General features: G+C 53.3%; 14 protein-coding genes. All 14 read left to right on the top strand.

What is annotated here, in order from left to right; genetic code table 11:
• The first annotated feature begins 41 nt into the window (after positions 1-41).
• The 14 genes from NYE26_RS21630 to NYE26_RS21565 all read left to right on the top strand — a co-directional run bounded on the left by NYE26_RS21630 (position 42) and on the right by NYE26_RS21565 (position 17,743).
• A complete protein-coding gene (locus tag NYE26_RS21630) occupies positions 42-1,754 on the top strand; it encodes a histidine kinase (protein ID WP_036724072.1) in 1,713 nt (570 codons plus the stop codon).
• Positions 1,708-3,336, top strand: a complete 1,629-nt coding sequence (locus tag NYE26_RS21625; RefSeq protein WP_339250045.1) for a response regulator — start codon at positions 1,708-1,710, stop codon at positions 3,334-3,336. Before NYE26_RS21630 ends, NYE26_RS21625 begins: the two co-directional genes overlap by 47 nt.
• A gap of 136 nt (positions 3,337-3,472) precedes the next feature.
• The gene (locus tag NYE26_RS21620) at positions 3,473-3,733 is read left to right on the top strand and encodes a hypothetical protein (protein ID WP_339250043.1); all 261 of its coding nucleotides are present in this window, start codon (positions 3,473-3,475) and stop codon (positions 3,731-3,733) included.
• 217 nt (positions 3,734-3,950) lie between these two features.
• Entirely contained in the window at positions 3,951-5,315 is a 1,365-nt protein-coding gene (locus NYE26_RS21615; protein ID WP_339250041.1) for an ABC transporter substrate-binding protein, read from the top strand.
• A gap of 284 nt (positions 5,316-5,599) precedes the next feature.
• Entirely contained in the window at positions 5,600-6,481 is an 882-nt protein-coding gene (locus NYE26_RS21610; protein WP_036699404.1) for a sugar ABC transporter permease, read from the top strand.
• The gene (locus NYE26_RS21605; protein WP_209877511.1) at positions 6,481-7,308 is read left to right on the top strand and encodes a carbohydrate ABC transporter permease; all 828 of its coding nucleotides are present in this window, start codon (positions 6,481-6,483) and stop codon (positions 7,306-7,308) included. Before NYE26_RS21610 ends, NYE26_RS21605 begins: the two co-directional genes overlap by 1 nt.
• A gap of 108 nt (positions 7,309-7,416) precedes the next feature.
• Positions 7,417-8,406, top strand: a complete 990-nt coding sequence (locus NYE26_RS21600; protein ID WP_339250036.1) for a LacI family DNA-binding transcriptional regulator — start codon at positions 7,417-7,419, stop codon at positions 8,404-8,406.
• Positions 8,407-8,833: 427 nt separating this feature from the next.
• A complete protein-coding gene (locus NYE26_RS21595; protein WP_339250034.1) occupies positions 8,834-9,808 on the top strand; it encodes a LacI family DNA-binding transcriptional regulator in 975 nt (324 codons plus the stop codon).
• Between the two features lie 46 nt (positions 9,809-9,854).
• Positions 9,855-10,787, top strand: coding sequence for an alpha/beta hydrolase (locus tag NYE26_RS21590; RefSeq protein WP_339250032.1), 933 nt, complete (start codon positions 9,855-9,857; stop codon positions 10,785-10,787).
• A gap of 97 nt (positions 10,788-10,884) precedes the next feature.
• A complete protein-coding gene (locus NYE26_RS21585) occupies positions 10,885-11,841 on the top strand; it encodes a sugar kinase (protein WP_339250030.1) in 957 nt (318 codons plus the stop codon).
• 13 nt (positions 11,842-11,854) lie between these two features.
• Positions 11,855-13,321: a sucrose phosphorylase gene (gene gtfA / locus NYE26_RS21580; protein ID WP_339250028.1), complete on the top strand. Its 1,467-nt coding sequence runs from the start codon at positions 11,855-11,857 to the stop codon at positions 13,319-13,321.
• A gap of 26 nt (positions 13,322-13,347) precedes the next feature.
• Entirely contained in the window at positions 13,348-14,148 is an 801-nt protein-coding gene (locus NYE26_RS21575) for an alpha/beta hydrolase-fold protein (protein WP_339250026.1), read from the top strand.
• 279 nt (positions 14,149-14,427) lie between these two features.
• Positions 14,428-16,146, top strand: coding sequence for a histidine kinase (locus tag NYE26_RS21570; protein WP_339250024.1), 1,719 nt, complete (start codon positions 14,428-14,430; stop codon positions 16,144-16,146).
• Between the two features lies 1 nt (position 16,147).
• Entirely contained in the window at positions 16,148-17,743 is a 1,596-nt protein-coding gene (locus tag NYE26_RS21565) for a helix-turn-helix domain-containing protein (protein WP_339250022.1), read from the top strand.
• The last annotated feature ends 34 nt before the right edge of the window (positions 17,744-17,777 follow it).

Here is a 17,777-nt window from a genome sequence, read left to right as displayed (position 1 = left end):
GGGCGGCCCCCAGGCCGTCCTTTCATTTGGAGGAGGGCAATGTGAAATATCGTCTGTCTATCTTTCAGTGGCTGTCGTTTGTTCTGATGCTGATGCTGCTGATTATCGTAGGTGCGTTTTGGCTCATCTACCGGCTGAACGTGAAGGACATTCAGAATGAGCTGAGAAAAAATAAAATGTACGAGGTTGAATTCATGACCTCCCAGCTATCCACGCAATTTGAACAGGTGCTGACAAATACCATTACTTTGTCACAGGACCAGTCTGTGCGTGGATATCCTTATATTCTGAAGTTCGGGGATCAATATTCCAAATATGAGATGAAGCTGACCATCATCGATAAGCTCGCCCTGAACACCGCCTCTACCTCCTGGAAGAATACGGTTATTCTGTACTATGAGGATGAGAAAGAGACGGTATCCTCTGATTCCTCCTTCTCCTTCAGCACCTTCAGCCCCCCGGAGCAGGCGCGGAACCGCTGGGTGCTGCACATGGATAAGGAAGGCAAGGGATATTACTCCAATATCATGCGCAGTCATATCAGCTCGCTGTTAATTGAAGTCAGGATTTCGCTGGATAATCTGGTGAAAATGATGGATCAGTATGTCTCCGGTATGCCGCTGCTGTACGATGCCTCTGAGCGGGCCTTTATTCAGCCGGGGGCAGCATTTCCGCAGGAGCTGTTACAGTCGATCAGTCCTGGGATTAACGGGAACAGGGGAACCATCTCCGCTACAGAGAATCGTGCAGAGTATCTGATTAACTATATGAAGTCGGACATGCTGGATTTGTATTTCATAGACGCCTATCCCAAGCGCCAGTATATCGAACCGATTAACCGCAATAACCGGCTGTTCCTCTATGCGGTACTGGTGGTGCTGGTGGGTATTATGTTCTACACGCTGCTTCTTCGCCGTCAGGTGCAGAAGCCGGTGATTATGCTGCGCAAGGCGATCGACCGGTTCGACCGGGGCGACTTTTCCAGCCGTGCCGTCGATCTGCAGGTCAATGAGTTCAAGGTGCTGGGCAATTCCTTTAACCGGATGGCGGAGAATACCCAGACACTGATCGAGCAGGTTCTGCTGGGCGAGCTTGAAGTGAAGGAAGCGAAGCTGAAGCAGTATCAGGCGCAGATTAATCCGCATTTTCTCTATAACTGCCTGAATTTCATTCAGAGCAAAGCAAGCATCGAAGATTATCATGCGGTCACCGCGATGACGCTGCATCTGGCTTCCTACTGCCGGTACATTCATAAGATTGAACAGCTGGATTCTACGCTCCAGGATGAACTGGATTTCGTCGAGCATTATCTGCACATGGTCCACCTGCGCAAAAGAGAGATCACCTTCGAATTCGGTGTCACAGCGGAGGCGGGCAGATACCGGTTGCCAAGGATGATTCTGCAGCCGCTCGTGGAGAACTGCATTAAGCATGGCATTGAACCGGGCCTGAGGCCCGGCATCATCTCGGTTGCCGCCGAGGAAGATGATTCGTATCTTCTGATTACCGTGAAGGATAACGGAATCGGCATGACGGAAGAACGGCTCGGCGCGGTCCGCCGCCATATCGAGGATAATATTATCAGCAATGAACAGCTCGGAACGGGGCTAAGGAATGTGAATCAGCGGCTGCGATTGTATTTTGGCAAGGACTCCGGGTTATCCGTAGACTCCGTGCTGTCCGAAGGCACCTGTTACCGGATTCGGATTGAAAAGGAGGGAGAAGCTCATTCTGCAAATTCTGCTGGTAGATGATGAACAATATGTCGTAGATGATCTGGAGCTTGCTTTTCCATGGCAGGACTTCGGGATTGAAAAAGTATATAAAGCCTACTCCGGCGCCCAGGCGTTGCAGATGATCGGGCAATACCCGGTTGATATAGTCATTACGGATATCGCCATGCCCGGGATGAGCGGGCTGGAGCTGGTGAAGCAGGTGCGGAAGACCCACCGGAGAATCAAGTGTATTCTGCTAACCGGCTACGCCGAGTTCGAATATGCCAGGGAAGCCCTTCAGTATGGGGTGGCAGAGTATCTTGTTAAGCCGCTGGATCACCAGAAGCTGCGTGCTGCTCTGGAGAGCACGATTAAGACGATTAAGAAGGAAATCGACCGGACGGCATCTTATGAGCAGGCGATGCTGGCCTTCCGGGAGCATCTCCCGGCGCTGAAGGATAAGCTGCTGGCCGAGCTGATTCAGGGCAAATCCTATCCGCAGGAATGGCTGAAGGACAAGCTTAGCGGATATCAGATTGATTTTCAGCTGAACGACCGGGTCTTCCTGATTCTGATCCGTCTGGAGGAGCATTTCACGAACTTCGGGCCGGACAGCCAATTGCTCTTTGAATACGCGGTGACGAACATTGCCTGCGAGCTGCTGGGCCCGGGCTTCGAGCTGTGGCATGGCCGGGATGCTTACGAGAACCTGGTGTTTATTGTGAAGAGCAGTGAAGCGGGGGCGGTTGACCCGGACAAGATTCTCAAGCAGCTAACCCATAATACCCATCAGCTGCACAGCAGTGTGAATGAATATCTGAATGGCGGAATCTCGGTTATTCTGTCCTACCCGGGGGAATTCCCGCTGGATATCCGCGCCATGTATGAGGATTCCCAGTCGGCGTTAAGACAGCAAGTGGGCAATGACCAGGGCTATTTCATCTCCTTGACGGACAAGCAGAAGAGCTCGCCGGTCCAGCCGCTCAAGGACTTATATGCTTCCCCGACACTGATGCATCTGCTGGAGACCGGCCAGTGGCAGGGGTATAAGGAACGGCTGCAGCAGTTGAGAGAATTCAGCAACAACCTGCCGTCGTATAACGAAGAATATATTGAGGAGATCCGTACTATGATTCTCGGCTCCTTTCACTATATTGCCCATAAGAATCATAGCCTGCTGTCCGATCTGGTCGGGCGGGAGCTGCTGGATAAGACCCTCTTCCGTTCCGTGTCCCAACTGGTCAGCTGGGGTGAGGCGCTGGTGGATACCCTGCAGGGCAAGCTCGAACGGGATACACAGAATAACCGGATGGGCATCGTCAAGGAGATGCAGAGCTGTATCGCGTCTAATCTGGCAGAGGCCAGCCAGCAATTCGTTGCGGACGCGGTCTCGCTTCATCCGGCATATGTCTCCAGACTGTTCAAGCAGGTCAGCGGGATCAGCATCAGCGAGTATATCCTGAATAGGAAGATGGAGCAGGCCGTGGCCAGCCTCCGCAACTCCGAGCTGAAGATCTATGAGATCTCCGAGCAGCTAGGCTACGCCAACAGCCAATATTTCATCAAAGTGTTCAAGGAGCAGTTCGGCATGACGCCGCAGGATTACCGGGGGAAATTGTAGGGGGAAAGGCTTCGGCTCAATTTGGGCTGGGGCCTTTTTTGCTGCTGGCCTGCTAGAACCAAACACAATAGGCAGCGGCGAGCGCTGGGGGGGGCGGAATGTAATCGAAAAACCGATTACAATTGGAGCGGGGGAGGTGCGTGGGCCGGATGTAATCGAAAAACCGACCACATTGGGCGCGGCGGAGGTGCGTGGGCCGGATGTGGTCGAAAAACCGATTACATTGGGCGCGGCGGAGACGCGTGGGCGGAATGTGGTCGAAAAACCGATTACAATTGGACTGGAAGCGGCGTGGGGACTAAATGTAATCGAAAAACCGACCACAATTGGACCGGAAGCGGTGCGCGGGCCGGATGTATACCAAAAACCGAATACAATCGGCGGCTGCGGGGGCTGAGGGCGAAATGTATGCGAAAAACCGAATACAATCAGCAGCCATGTGGGCGTATAGGCCCGATGCTTTTTTCCCGCTGCAAGAGCCATATTGACTCCTCTTGATTAGCTAAAATTTAAATATGATAACCGATTGACATAAATATGTTAACCGGTTATCATAAAATTGCATCCGAAATGTATGCGCATTCAAAACAATTATAAGTATGGGGGGAATTCAGTTGAAATTGAGAAAAGCTGCAAGCTTCGCTATCGCTCTGACGGTGGTCACCGGGTTACTGGCAGGCTGCTCCAAAGGGAATTCAGCAACCAATGCTGGCAAGGAAGACAAGGGGAATGAGGGAAAACAAACAGAGCAAGCCTCCAAGGACGTTAAGCTCACGTTCTTCAATACCTCCGCAGAAGTGAACACAGTGTTCGAGGAGCTGTTCAAGAAGTATCATGAGCAGAATCCGCAGGTGACGATTGAACTGATTCCTACACCGATCGGCGGCGCGCAGCTTGAGAAGTTCCAATCCCTGCTGGCCTCCGGCAATCCGGCGACAATCGTGAACTTGGATGCAGGCACCATACTTCAATATAAGGATGATTTTCTGGATTTAGAGCCGGAGAAGGCGAAGTATGAAGCGCTGACCAATCCGGGAGCCATCGATGGCGCATTGCTGGACGGACAATTCCTGGGTATTCCTTGGACTGCCCAAGGCTACGGTCTGCTGTACAACAAGCGTGCGGTAGAAGAGGGTATCGGCGGTGCTTTTGATCCTGCATCGGTGAAGACCCGTGATGATCTCGAAGCGATTTTCAAGAAGATCGAAGCCTCCGGCAAAGCACCGGTCATGCTTCACGGAGCAGACTGGTCGCTTGGCGCCCACTATCTGGGACTGACGTATTCCCTGCGGTCGCAGAAGGTGGAGGACAACCGGAAGTTCGTGGAGGAGCTGAAGAACGGGCAGGTTCAACTGACGGAGAATCCGCAGTTCACCGGACTGATGGATACCTTCGATCTGCTGAAAAAATACAACGCGCGTAAGAGTGACCCGCTCGTTGCCGATTATAACCGCGACAGCGCGGATTTCGCCAAGGGAGCTGCCGCCTTCTACTTCATGGGAGACTGGAGCTGGGCGGTCATCGGAACACTGGAAGGCCGCGATGCCGACTTCGGTATCCTGCCGCTGCCTATTAGCAATAATCCAGAGGATTTCGGCAACGCGCAAGTCGCCTACAGCGAGCCTAAGCTGTTCGCCATCGATGATTCGAAGTCAACGCCTGAGCAGCAGGAAGCCGCTAAAGCGTTCATCGAATGGATGGTCAGCAGCGAGGACGGGCAAAAGGCCATTATTACCGATATGGGGCTGTCCATGCCGTACAAGGATCTTAAGGCGAAGAGCACGAACGTCATGTCTAACGCTGTCAGCGAATACGTGAAGCAAGGGAAGATTATCAACATCGGTGTCATCAATTACCTGCCGCAGGATTATTGGGCCAAGACCGGCGCTGCGATGCAGAAGTATCTGGTAGGCAATATCGACCGCCAGGGGCTGGCGCAGGAGGTTCAGGATTACTGGAAATCGTATGCAGGGAAATAGAGAATCTCTATTTATTGAACTTGAAGACTTAAGTTAAGGGAAAAGTGGCGGAGGGGAATTTTGGAACTGAAGGAGCGATAGCGACCGCCTGAAAGCTTTCCGTAGGAAAGCTCGCATCGGAAGCATATGCTTGGTGCGGATTTCAACCATTAACAACGGTTTAAAATCAAGAAATCTGCAGAAGGGCAGCGGCCGGAAGTCCAAAACTTCTCTGGAGTCGCGGCTAATCCCAAAACATAAAAAATTCTCCAGTTCAGCCTGTTAAGAGGAAAGGGGGCAGCACTATGAACAAAAAGCTATCACTGAAGAATGCGGGGACGTTTCTGGTCTTCGGAGGTCCCTCTATCTTCGCTTTTGCCGCCGTTGTGATTATACCGTTCATCGTCGGCTTATATTTGACCTTCACGAACTGGGATGTCCGGACAGGCGACAGCAGCCTGATCGGCTTCACGAATTATCTGGAGGTGTTCCGGGATAAGGTGTTCCTTCAGCAGCTGTGGTTCACACTGAAGTATGTCTTCTTCACCGTGGTGATTGCCAATGTGTTCGCTTTCTTCATCGCACTCGCCCTGACGAGAGGCGGGAGAGGGGAACAATGGCTGCGGACAGGGTTCTTCACACCCAATCTGGTCGGCGGGATCGTACTCGGCTACCTGTGGCAGACGCTTTTCTCACAGGTGCTGCCTTACCTTGGCGCTAAATACGGCTGGGAGCTGTTTCAGACCTCATGGCTGACGAATACGGGGACGGCATTCTGGGCGCTGATCATTGCGACCGCCTGGCAGCTGGTCGGGTATCTGATGATCATTTATATCGCGGGCTTCACAGGCGTTCCGAATGATGTACTGGAGGCGGCGAGCATTGACGGAGCGGGGCGGACTTCAGTGATCCGTAGAATCATCCTGCCGCTGACGGTTCCTGCGATCGTCATCTGTATTTTCATCTCCCTGTCCCGATCCTTCTTAACGTATGACATCAACCTGGCGTTAACCAAGGGCGGACCGTTCAATTCAACGGAGCTGGCCACCTACCATATCGTGCAAAAAGCCTTCCTGTCCAATCAATACGGTGTCGGCCAGGCAGAGGCAGTCGTTCTGTTCGCTGTCGTCGCGATTATCGCCCTGACGCAATCCTATCTGCTGAAGAAGCTGGAGGTGGAATCTTAATGAATGCTAACCGGCGTATCCTCCCGGGCCTGCGGACAGGATTCCTGTACCTGCTGCTGTTGGCCTTTTTAACACCGTTCCTGCTGATTATTATGAACTCCTTCAAGACCACCCAGCAATTCTTCGAGAGCCCGCTGTCGCTGCCGACAACGATTAATTTCAAGAACTATGCCAGCGCTTTTGACAATATGGACTTTATGCAGGGGTTCATGAACTCGCTGATCATTACGGGGATTTCCGTTACTATCATTATTATTTTCTCGGCGATGACCGGGTACTTATTCGTCCGTTACAAATGGAAGGTGAATTCCATCCTCTTCTTCCTCATGCTGGCCTCCATGGCTCTGCCCTTCCAGGTGCTGATGATTCCAATGGTCATGCTGTACGGAAATATGGGGCTGCTGAATACCAAGCTAACGCTTTTGTTCATGTATCTCGGCTTCGGAGTGCCGTTTGGCGTCTTCACGTTCCACGGCTTTATCAAAGGGATTCCTTATGAGCTGGAAGAATCGGCGTTTATCGAAGGGAGCAGTACGCTGCGGACGTTTTTCAGTATTGTGCTGCCCTTGCTGAAGCCGGTGTTCGTCACCCTGCTGGTACTCGATGTGCTCTGGATCTGGAATGACTATCTTCTGCCCAGCCTGGTGCTGCTGTCACCGGATCAGAAGACACTGCCGCTGTCCACGTATACCTTCTTCTCCTCCTATTCTGTGGACTATGCGCCGCTGATGGCCGGGCTGATTATGACGATCATTCCCGTGCTGATCATCTACCTGTTCCTGCAAAAACAGATCATCAAAGGGATCACAGAAGGGGCGCTGAAGTAAGGGGGAGCGGGGAAGTCCCAATGTACACCGCAGTGACGATTACGCTTCAATAGCTGAAATCCATGCGAAATTCATCTATAATTGGAACTAAAAAGCAAGGTGGTTTCTATGGCGAATCTGAAGGATGTTGCGAAGCAGGCAGGACTTTCTGTGAATACAGTGTCCAGAGTCCTTAACAATAGAGGGTATATCAGTGACAAGACGAAGGAGAAGGTCTACCGGGTGATGAAGGAAATGAACTATCAGCCGAATGAAATGGCCCGGGCCCTGTTCCGCAAAAAATCCAATATGATCGGGCTGATCATCCCGGCGATTTCCCATCCTTTTTTTGCCGAGCTGACCGCCTATCTCGAATATTACGCAGACCTTAAGGGCTACAAGCTGCTGCTCTGCAATTCCAACCGCAACGTCTCCAAGGAAGTGGATTATATCGAGATGCTCAAAAAAAATCAGGTTGACGCCATCATCATGGGCAGTGCCGTGCTGGATGTGCAGCATTATCTTCACCTGGACCTGCCGATCGTCTCCTTCGACCGTGTAATCTCGGAGGATATCCCCGTGGTCACCTCGGATAATCTGGAGGGCGGCCGGCTGGCTGCCCGGTTATTAACCGGCCAGGGCTGCCGGCACACGGTCTATATCCAGCGGGGGATCGACGGTCCCCAGCATCACTTCATGCTGGCCGGCCTGAGAAGGCAGGGGTACGAAGAAGAGCTGAAGAGCGCCGGGCTTGCGCCGCTGTACTTGCAGCTGGAGGTCAATGAGGGGAGCTATACCGGAGGGGACACCGCCATTGCCGCCTACCTCCAGGAGCATCCTGAGATCGACGGCGTATTTGCCAGCAGTGATGTGATTGCCGCCGAGGTCATTCATGCCTGCAACCTGCTCGGCAAGGAGATTCCTTCAGCGATGCGCATTGTGGGCTATGATGATGTGCAGCTGGCTTCTATGATCTCACCGCGTCTAAGCACTGTACGGCAGCCGATTCAAGAGATGAGCGAAGCCATTATGGAGCTGGCGGTCCGGCAGATCGAGGGCCAGGCGGTGGCGATGGTGAACACGTTCCCGGTAACGGCTGTGGAGCGTGGCACGACCTGATACTCAGGACTGGCAGTTTCTCTGCCAGTGTCTGCCTTAATAGAGCGTCAGGTTTAAATTTATGGATTGGATCATTAAGAGGAAATCACCTAACCTATTAGGTTCGGTTTTTCGCATAATCAGAGATAAGTGTATTCGGTGCAACTAAAAACAGTGAAAAGGAAGGTATTCCTCTCCTAACTGTATTTCATACAACTAAATTTGCTGGAATGGGCGAAAATCCAGGTATAGAGGTATTTTAATTGCACGGAATACAGCTAAACTGAGATTCGCCAGTATATCCGGCGATTTAGCTGTACAGATTGCAATTAAGCCATTCTTACAGTTTTGAAGCTGCTGCTGCCCTATTATATCAACCGGTTAACATAGAACCTTGCCTTGTTCTGCTGAACAGAGGAAGAAGGCTGACCCGGGTCAGGAGGTACGGATGGCTGTAACCATCAAAGATGTTGCCGAGAAGGTCGGCGTCTCCGTCACTACCGTCTCCCGTGTGCTGAATAACCGGGGATACCTCAGTGAGAGTCTGAAGCAAAAGGTGAACGATGCCATGGAGGAGCTGAATTACCATCCGAGTGAGGTGGCACGCTCCTTGCTGCGCAAGAAGTCCAATATGATCGGCCTGATTCTGCCGGATATCTCCCATCCGTTCTTCGGAGAGGTAACCAAGCATATTGAGGCCTATGCCTATGAACAAGGCTATAAGCTTATGCTGTGCAATTCCCTGCATCACAAGAAAAAAGAAAAGGAATACATCGATCTGCTGCGGGCCAGCCGGGTTGACGGCATTATCATGGGCAGTCATACGATGAGCGTGAACGATTATAAGTCAATCAGCCTGCCGCTGGTGTCGCTGGACCGGCAGATTTCTAAGTCGATTCCGTTCATTGCCTCGGATAACTATCAGGGGGGAGTGCTGGCCACCCGGCTGCTGCTGCGCAAAAAATGCCGGAGCATCGCCTATCTCAGCGGGAATCTGCGCCTCAATCTGCTGGCCAAGCAAAGGCATGACGCCTTCCTGGAGCAGGTCAAGAGGCAAGATGTGGAGTATACAGTCCGGCAAACCGATCTGAACGGATTTAAGTATAAGGATTACGAGAAGCTGGTCAGCAGTCTTTTTGAGGAACGCCCTGAGCTGGACGGCGTATTCGCGAGCAGCGATATGCTGGCGCTACAGGTGCTGAAGCAGTGCAGAAGGCTGGGCAGAGCCGTGCCCGGTCAAGTCAAGGTCGTAGGCTATGACGGAATTGCTGCCTTGGAGGCGGAGGATCTGACTACTATCGTCCAGCCGATCAAGAAGATGGGCGAGCTGGCTGTTCAATATCTGCTTCAGCAGATTGCCGGCGAGCCGGTTCCGCTGGAGACGATTCTTCCCGTCCGGTTATCGGAGAAGGGGACCACTTGAAGCACGCAGGATTCATTCACATTCGAACGATATGGAGGAAATATATATGGATTTCATTTACCGCGTAGCCCCGGAATTACGGGAAGGGATCGCTGGCCTGCCGCCGCTGCATTTGCCGGAGGATCTGGCCGCAGCCCGGAATAATATCCCGTTGCCTACAGAACAGTCGGACTGCGTCCGCATTACGGAACGGGTTCTGATTGCCGGTTCCGGGCCAGTTCGGGTCAGAATTTATGAACCGGCTCAGCGAAGTGAACATAAGCTGCCTGCCCTGCTCTGGACCCATGGCGGCGGCTATATTCTGGGCCAGCCGAGCGGTGACGATGCGTTATGCGAGAGCTTCGTCCTCGCGGCCAACTGTGTGGTCGTGTCGCCCGATTACCGCCTTGCGCCGGAGCATCCGTACCCGGCAGCCATTGAGGACTCTTATGCAGCGCTTGTGTGGCTGGCCGATATCAACAATGGGCTGAGCATCGATTTGGCCCGGATTGCCGTGGGCGGAGCGAGTGCAGGCGGCGGTCTGGCAGCGGCTCTGGCCCTGATGGCGAGAGACAAGGGCGGTCCTGCCCTCTGCTTCCAGCTTCCGCTGTATCCGATGCTGGATGACCGCAACATTACACCTTCGAGTTATGAGGTCACACACCCGGCGGTGTGGAACCGGGCGAACAACCTGGTGGCGTGGGAGATGTACCTGGGCGGCCCTGCCGGAGGCGCAGACACCTCCCCGTATGCGGCACCCGGCCGTGCGGATCAACTGGCGGGACTTCCGCCCGCCTATATCTGCGTCGGACAGCTCGACCCGTTCCGTGATGAGACGATTGACTATGTGGCCCGGCTGGCACAGGCCGGTGTAGAAGTGGAATTTCATCTCTACCCGGGGGGCTATCATGGCTTCGAGCATGTTGTCCCTGCAGCCGAAGTCAGCCGCAGAGCCAGAGAGGGATACATCCATGCCCTGGCAAGAGCCTTGAACTCTTAAATTGTAAAAAGAGGACGGGTTTTTGAAAGTATTGTGTACACAGAGACCATAGAATGGATATGACACAAGGATACTGGAGTACCAAGGGGGAGTGCGGGTGTTTAAACTCGGAGAGACAATACCATTTGAAGATAAGGCGAACGATGTGTTAACAGTGGGCGAGCTGCTCGTGGATATGATCTCCAATGAGTACGGCGAGGATACGGTAGGTGATGGATATACCCGTTATTTTGGCGGATCGCCTTCAAATATTGCCATTAATGCGGGGAAGCTGGGCATCCGGTCGCATGTGGCTTCGGCGGTGGGCAGGGATAGCCTGGGCAACTATCTGATCAACCGGCTGCAGAGCGCCGGAATGGCAACAAGCGGCATCCAGCAGGTCGATGATTCTACCAGTATGGTGGTGATTACCAAGAGTCAGGCTACGCCGGTTCCGATCTTTTACCGTGCAGCGGATTACCGGCTGGAGTACAATGAGGCGCTGGAGCAAGCCTTGATTCATTCCAGAATTGTCCACTTCTCCTGCTGGCCGATCTCCAGGACCCCGTCCCGTAGGGCGGTGGAGCGGGTGATCCAGACGGCGCGGAAGCATAAGGTGCTGATCGGCTTCGATCCCAACTATCATCCCTCGATCTGGCAGAAGGGGGAGGACGGGGTAGCCTATGTCAAAAGCATCATCCCGAAGGTGGATATCATCAAGCCTTCCGAGGATGACGCTGAGCGTCTGTTCGGTCCCGGCACGCCGGAGGAGCAGATCGCCAGATTCCTTGCGCTTGGCGCGAAGCTGGTCATTCTGACGCTGGGCAAGGACGGGGCACTCGTCTCCACCGGCAGCGAAACGATGTCCTTTGCGACCAAGGCGACGCAGATTGAAGATACGACGGGAGCAGGAGACGCCTTCTGGTCCGGATTCTATACAGCTATTATCAAAGGGTATACGCTCACAGAAGCGCTGGAGCTTGGATCTGCTGTCAGCGCGTACAAACTGAAATTCACCGGTGCGGTAGTCGATCTGCCTGCGCTTGCGGTCATTAAGCAACAATTCAACCTGTAGGAGGCTTCTTAAGATGACACTGAAGAATCAAGTACAGTTAATTACCTATCCCGATTCCCTGGGCGGAGACCTGAAGCAGCTCCATCAGGTGCTGCGCGGTCCCTTCGCCGGGCTGTTTGCCGGGGGGATTCACATCCTTCCGCCCTTTCCTTCTTCGGGGGACCGCGGCTTTGCGCCGCTGACTTATCTGGAGATCGAGCCGGAATTCGGCAGCTGGGAGGACATCCGCAGCATCGGGGAAGAATTCGATGTGCTGGTGGATCTGATGGTCAATCATATCTCCAGGCAATCGCCGTATTTCCAGGACTTCCTGGAGCATGGCCGGGCTTCGGAATATGCGGATCTGTTCATCACCCTGGACAAGATCTGGGAGAATGGCGAGCCTGTGCGTACGGATATCGAGAAGATGTTCCTGCGGCGGCCGCTGCCTTATTCTACGTTCACTACCTCCGGAGGGGTGGAAGAGAAGGTCTGGACCACTTTTGGCAAAACGGATCCTTCCGAGCAGATTGATCTGGATATCCATTCTCCGCTCACCCGCGACCTGCTGCGGCAGTTCTTCCTGAACTTCAAAGAGCAGAATGTCAAGATTGTCAGGCTGGATGCGGTCGGGTACGTGATCAAGAAGCTGGGCACCAGTTGTTTCTATGTGGAGCCGGAGATCTATGAATTCCTGGACTGGATCAAAGAGATGGCCGACTCGCTGGATATAGAGCTGCTGCCGGAGGTACATGCGCATCACAGTATCCAGACCAAGCTATCGGAATACGGCTGCTGGATCTATGATTTCATTCTGCCTTACCGCGTGCTTGAGGCGCTTACCGGCAGATCCAATACGGCGCTGTACGACTATCTGCGGACCCGTTCGCCTAAGCAGTTCACGATGCTGGACTGTCATGACGGTGTTCCGGTGAAGCCCGACCTGGATGATCTGATCGATACCAAGGAAGCCCGGGAGCTGGTGGATCTCTGCGTGGAGCGCGGAGCGAACCTGAGCCTGATTCTGTCCGAGGAGCATAAGGCCCCGGATGGCTTCGATGTCCATCAGATCCGCTGCACCTATTACAGCGCACTGAATGAGGATGACGATGCGTACCTGGCAGCAAGGGCGATTCAATTCTTCGCACCGGGTATTCCGCAGGTCTATTATGTAGGCTTGCTGGCTGGCCGAAATGATCTGGAGCAGGTCGCCCTGACGGGGGAAGGCCGGGAGATTAACCGCCATAACTATACGCTAGAGGAAATTGAAACGGAGAGTGAGCGGGAGGTCGTGCAGCGTCTGATGAAGCTGATCCGCTTCCGGAATGAATATAGCGCCTTCCATGGAACCTTCCGGGTGCTTGAGGCAGAGGCGGATGAAATCAGGCTGATGTGGGAGCAGGGAACAGCATATTGCCGGCTGCATATTAACCTGCAGAATTATAAGACTGTTATCGAATATATAGATCAGCAGGGACAAGAAGCGGTATACTGGGTCTGATTCTAATTCATTAAGGGGGAATGATGATGGCTACAATGCAAATCAGCCTGTTCTCGGCAAGTCTGAAGCGGGAGGTCACGATCCAGGCCATATTGCCGGTGGATCTGCCGGAGGGCTGGGGATTGCCGGCTTGGTCGGGCCAGCCCTTGAGATCGCTCTATCTGCTGCACGGCTTCTCCGGCAGCCAGAACGACTGGCTGAACTTCTCCAGGATCAGGGAGCTGGCAGACAGGCATCAGGTGGCAGTATTCATGCCGGCCGGGGAGAACCGCTTCTATGTAAACGATGAACTCCGGGAAGAATATTACGGTGAGTATATCGGCAGGGAGCTGGTAGACTTCACCCGCAAGCTGTTCCCGCTATCAGCAGCCAGAGAGGATACCTGGATCGGCGGCTTATCCATGGGCGGCTACGGGGCAATCCGCAACGGCCTGAAATACGCGGAGCGCTTCGGCCGGATCATCGCCTTATCCTCGGCCTTAATTCCGTATAGAGTTGCCAATATTTCCCCAGACTATAAAGACGGAATTGCCAGTTATTCCTACTATGCCAGCGTCTTCGGCGATCTGAGTAGGCTGCTTGGCAGCGACAAAGACCCTGAGCAGCTGGTGCGTGATGTGAAGGCGCAGGGACTTGCCCTGCCAGAGCTGTATATGGCATGCGGAACCGAGGATATGCTGCTGGATGTGAACCGCCGGTTCCATCAGTTCCTGGAAGGCGAGCAGGCCGCCCATTACTATGAAGAAGGCCCTGGCGATCATAACTGGGTGTACTGGGATAAGCATATTGAAGCTGCGCTGGATTGGGCGGCTGCTCCTGTGAGCTGATTAATAATTGGGAAAAGTGGCGGAAGGGAATTTTGGAACTGTAGGAGCGGTAGCGTCCGCCTTTGTGTTTGAATTTCTACCGCATAGTGCGGTTTAATTCAGGAAATTCAAACACAACAGCGGCCGGAAGTCCAAAACTTCTCTGGAGTCACGGCTATCCCAATACTAATAATTTTCACGTACTCAATCGCAAATTGCATACTTATACGCCCCTGGGTCCGGCCTAAGAAGGTATCGGCTCAGGGGCGTGCTGAATTCCGGGGAAAGGAAGAGGCGGGGATGATCCGAACCAACAGTATCGTGTTCAAATTTGCGTTGCAGATGACAGTGATTCTTGCGATCCTGCTGTCCATCCTTGTTCTGAGTAACATCTACTCCCTGGAGGTGGTGCGGAGCAATGCACTGACCAGCTCGCGTAATACACTGGCCCTCTATCAGGCCAATATTCATAATAACTTCAACAATTTCTCCAAGGACCTCATTGAGGTGTTCGACCATAACGTGGATACTGCGGTGAATTCGGCGGGGATGGATGAGAACAGCCGGTATTTCAAGGTCCAGCAGCTCAAGAATAGCCTGCAGGCAAAAATAGCAGGCGATAATTCGAGCGACGGCATGTTCATCAGGCTCTCGGATGAGCTGGTGCTGGAGCAGTTCAACCGCCGGATTCAATCGGAGGATAAGCTGGCTCTGGTGGATTTTATCAATATGCATAAATTCAGTACGGCTCCGGCAGCACCAAGCGGGGAATGGAAAGTCTTCCAGATCCACGGCGAGTCCTACTTGTTCAAATACATTACTTATTCAGAGGTCAGCTTCGGAACGCTGGTGAAAGCGGACACGCTGCTGGCTATGGTTGATAGGGGAGGCAATGATAAGAACCGTTATGTGCTGAGTGACTCGGAGGGAATGATCCTGGCAGCGAATAATATCTCTCTTAATGAAGGGGATACGACGCTTGAGAGCTTAAGCAGGCAGTATCAGCGGGATTACCTGATTGTATCTGAACCGATCGGCGAGTTCGGGCAGATGACTCAAATGGTTGCCAAGGGCAGTCTGTTCTCAGGCCTGAAGCTGATTCAGTGGGGGATCGCCCTGCTGGCGGTTCTCTCGGTCATCGTGGTACCGCTGGTGCTGAGATTCCTGACGAGAGATGTGCTGAGGCCGATTCTGGAGCTGGTGAAGGCGGCGAAGGCGGTCGAGCAGGGGCAGCTGGAATACCAGATTCCGCAGAATACCCCGTATTCCCTGGAATTCCTGAAGCTGTTCCATGCGCTGGAGTCCATGGTCAGTGAGATCAAGGATCTGAAGATTCAGTCCTATGAAGAACAGATCGAAATCAGCCGCGCCGAGATCAAGTATCTGCAGATGCAGATCCGGCCCCATTTTTTCCTGAATGCGATCTCAACGATCACCAGCCTAACCTATCAGAATAAAAACGAGGAGATCCGCCGCCTGATCCACTGCCTCTCCGAGCATCTCCGGTATATGTTCAGAGGAGGGCTGATGGAAGTGACGATGGAGGAGGAGATCCGGCACACTGAGAATTATATCCGGATGCAGGAGATCCGTTATCCTGAGCAGATTTTTTTCATGATCGAGATGCAGGAGGAAGCGCGGCAGGTGCCGGTTCCCCAATTCATGATTCAGACCTTTGTGGAGAATACGTTCAAGCATGCTATGTTCGTTCAGGAGCTGCTGTCTATTTTCATCAGGGTGCGGATGGAGCGGCGGGACGATAGTCCATTTGTCAGCATTGTCATTGAAGATAACGGGGCGGGCTTCGCTTCTGAATGGCTGGATCAGCCGGAGCGCGAAGAGGCAGGGGAGGACGGAGGCAGAGTGGGCATTGCCAATATCCGCAAGACCCTCAGACTGCTCTACAAACGGGAAGATCTGCTTAAGCTGTCGAATATCGAGACTACAGGTGCGAGGGTTGAGCTGTGGATTCCTGTGAAGCCACTCGAATGGAGCCAGCCTGGCTTAGAGGGAGGATAATATGCGTTGTATGCTGATTGACGATGATATTCCTACAATTGAAGCGTTGCGCGGTATTGTGAACTGGGAGGAATTCGGAATTACGGAAGTGCTAACCGCTCATAATATACAGGATGCGAAGCAACTCTTCGAGCACGGCGAGCCGGATCTGATGATTTGCGATATTGAAATGCCGCGCGGCTCGGGCATTGAGTTGATCAAATGGGCCAGAGAGCGTCAATATGAAGGCGGATTCATCTTCCTGACCTGTCATGAGAGCTTCACCTTCGCCTCCCAGGCGATCTCATATGACGCAGACTCGTATCTGGTCAAGCCGCTGGACAAGCAGGAGCTGGAAGCGGCGCTGCGCAAGTCGATGGATACGCTGAAGAACAAAATCATGTTAGGCGAATACAGCAAGCTGGGCCATGCGTGGCTGAAGAACCAGGATCTGATAGAACGCAGCTTCTGGAGCGATGTGCTGACGGCGACAATCTCTCCCCGGCCACAGCTGATCCAGAGTGAGGTGCAGAAGCGGGAGCTGTCCATCCCGGTGCATGCAGAATACAGGCTGCTGCTGGTAAGTGTTCCCCGCTCCCAGATTGAACGGGAATGGGATGAGAGCATCTTCCATTATGCCCTCTCGAACCTGGTCTCTGAAATTCTCAGCAGCCGGGTGGGAATCGGCCGGATGATTGCCTATCAGGTCGATAAAGTATTCTACAATGCGATCATTGTGGAGAGTCCGGCGGATATGCAGGAGCTGGAGGTGAGCGCCGGAGAGATCATCCGGCTGTCCAGACAGTATCTGAAATGTACGGCTACCTGTTACTTCAGTGAGCCTGCGGCGATCTCCCGCCTGGCGCAGCTTAAGACGGAGCTGGAGCAGGCGGACGAAGCGAATATTATTTTCCGGGGGAAGCTGCATTTGCCGAATAAGCCCTTCCAGGTAGATCTGACCGAGCGCTTCACCCTGGATACGGAGCTGTTCACCCTGCTGTTCGTCCAGAAGGAGAAGGCGCAGATTGTGAACCGGCTCAAGAAAGAACTGGAGCTGCTGACGAGTCTGAACAAGCTTGATGCGGCAACGCTCCATTCGATACGAGAGGACCTGCTTCAGGTGGTCTATTCGCTGCTCGCGCGGCACCACATTCAAGCCCACCGCCTCTTCGAGGGCGAGCTCAGCCAGCAATTGGCCCAGGATGCCGAGAGCAGCGTGTTCGACTTCATGAAATGGGCGCAGACGCTGACGGATAAGACGCTGGATTCCATTAAGGAGGTGCTGCAGTCCGAAGGGGTGGTCGAGCGGGCCAAACGGTTCATTCAGGAGCACTATACCCAGGACCTCAGCCGGGAGGATGTTGCCGCAAGCGTATATCTGACCGCGGATTATCTGGCCAAGGTGTTCAAGCACGGGACCGGCCAGAGCGTGAAGGAGTACCTGAACGACTGCCGGATCAGAGCGGCGAAGCAGAGGCTGGTGGAGAGCACGGCGAGCATCGGGGAGATTGCCATGGATACCGGCTTTGATACCCTTTCCTATTTCTCCACCGTCTTCAAAAAATGGACAGGCGAAACCCCGGCAGCCTACCGTTCCAAGCACAAATCCGCTCTATAGCAGGAAGCTCCGCTTTTCGAAGAGAGAAGCGGAG

This window comes from Paenibacillus sp. FSL P2-0136 (assembly GCF_037975325.1).
GTDB classification, from domain to species: Bacteria; Bacillota; Bacilli; order Paenibacillales; family Paenibacillaceae; genus Paenibacillus_AQ; species Paenibacillus_AQ silagei.
Note: the sequence above shows the minus strand (reverse complement) of the source record. Positions and strands in the feature narration are given on the sequence as shown.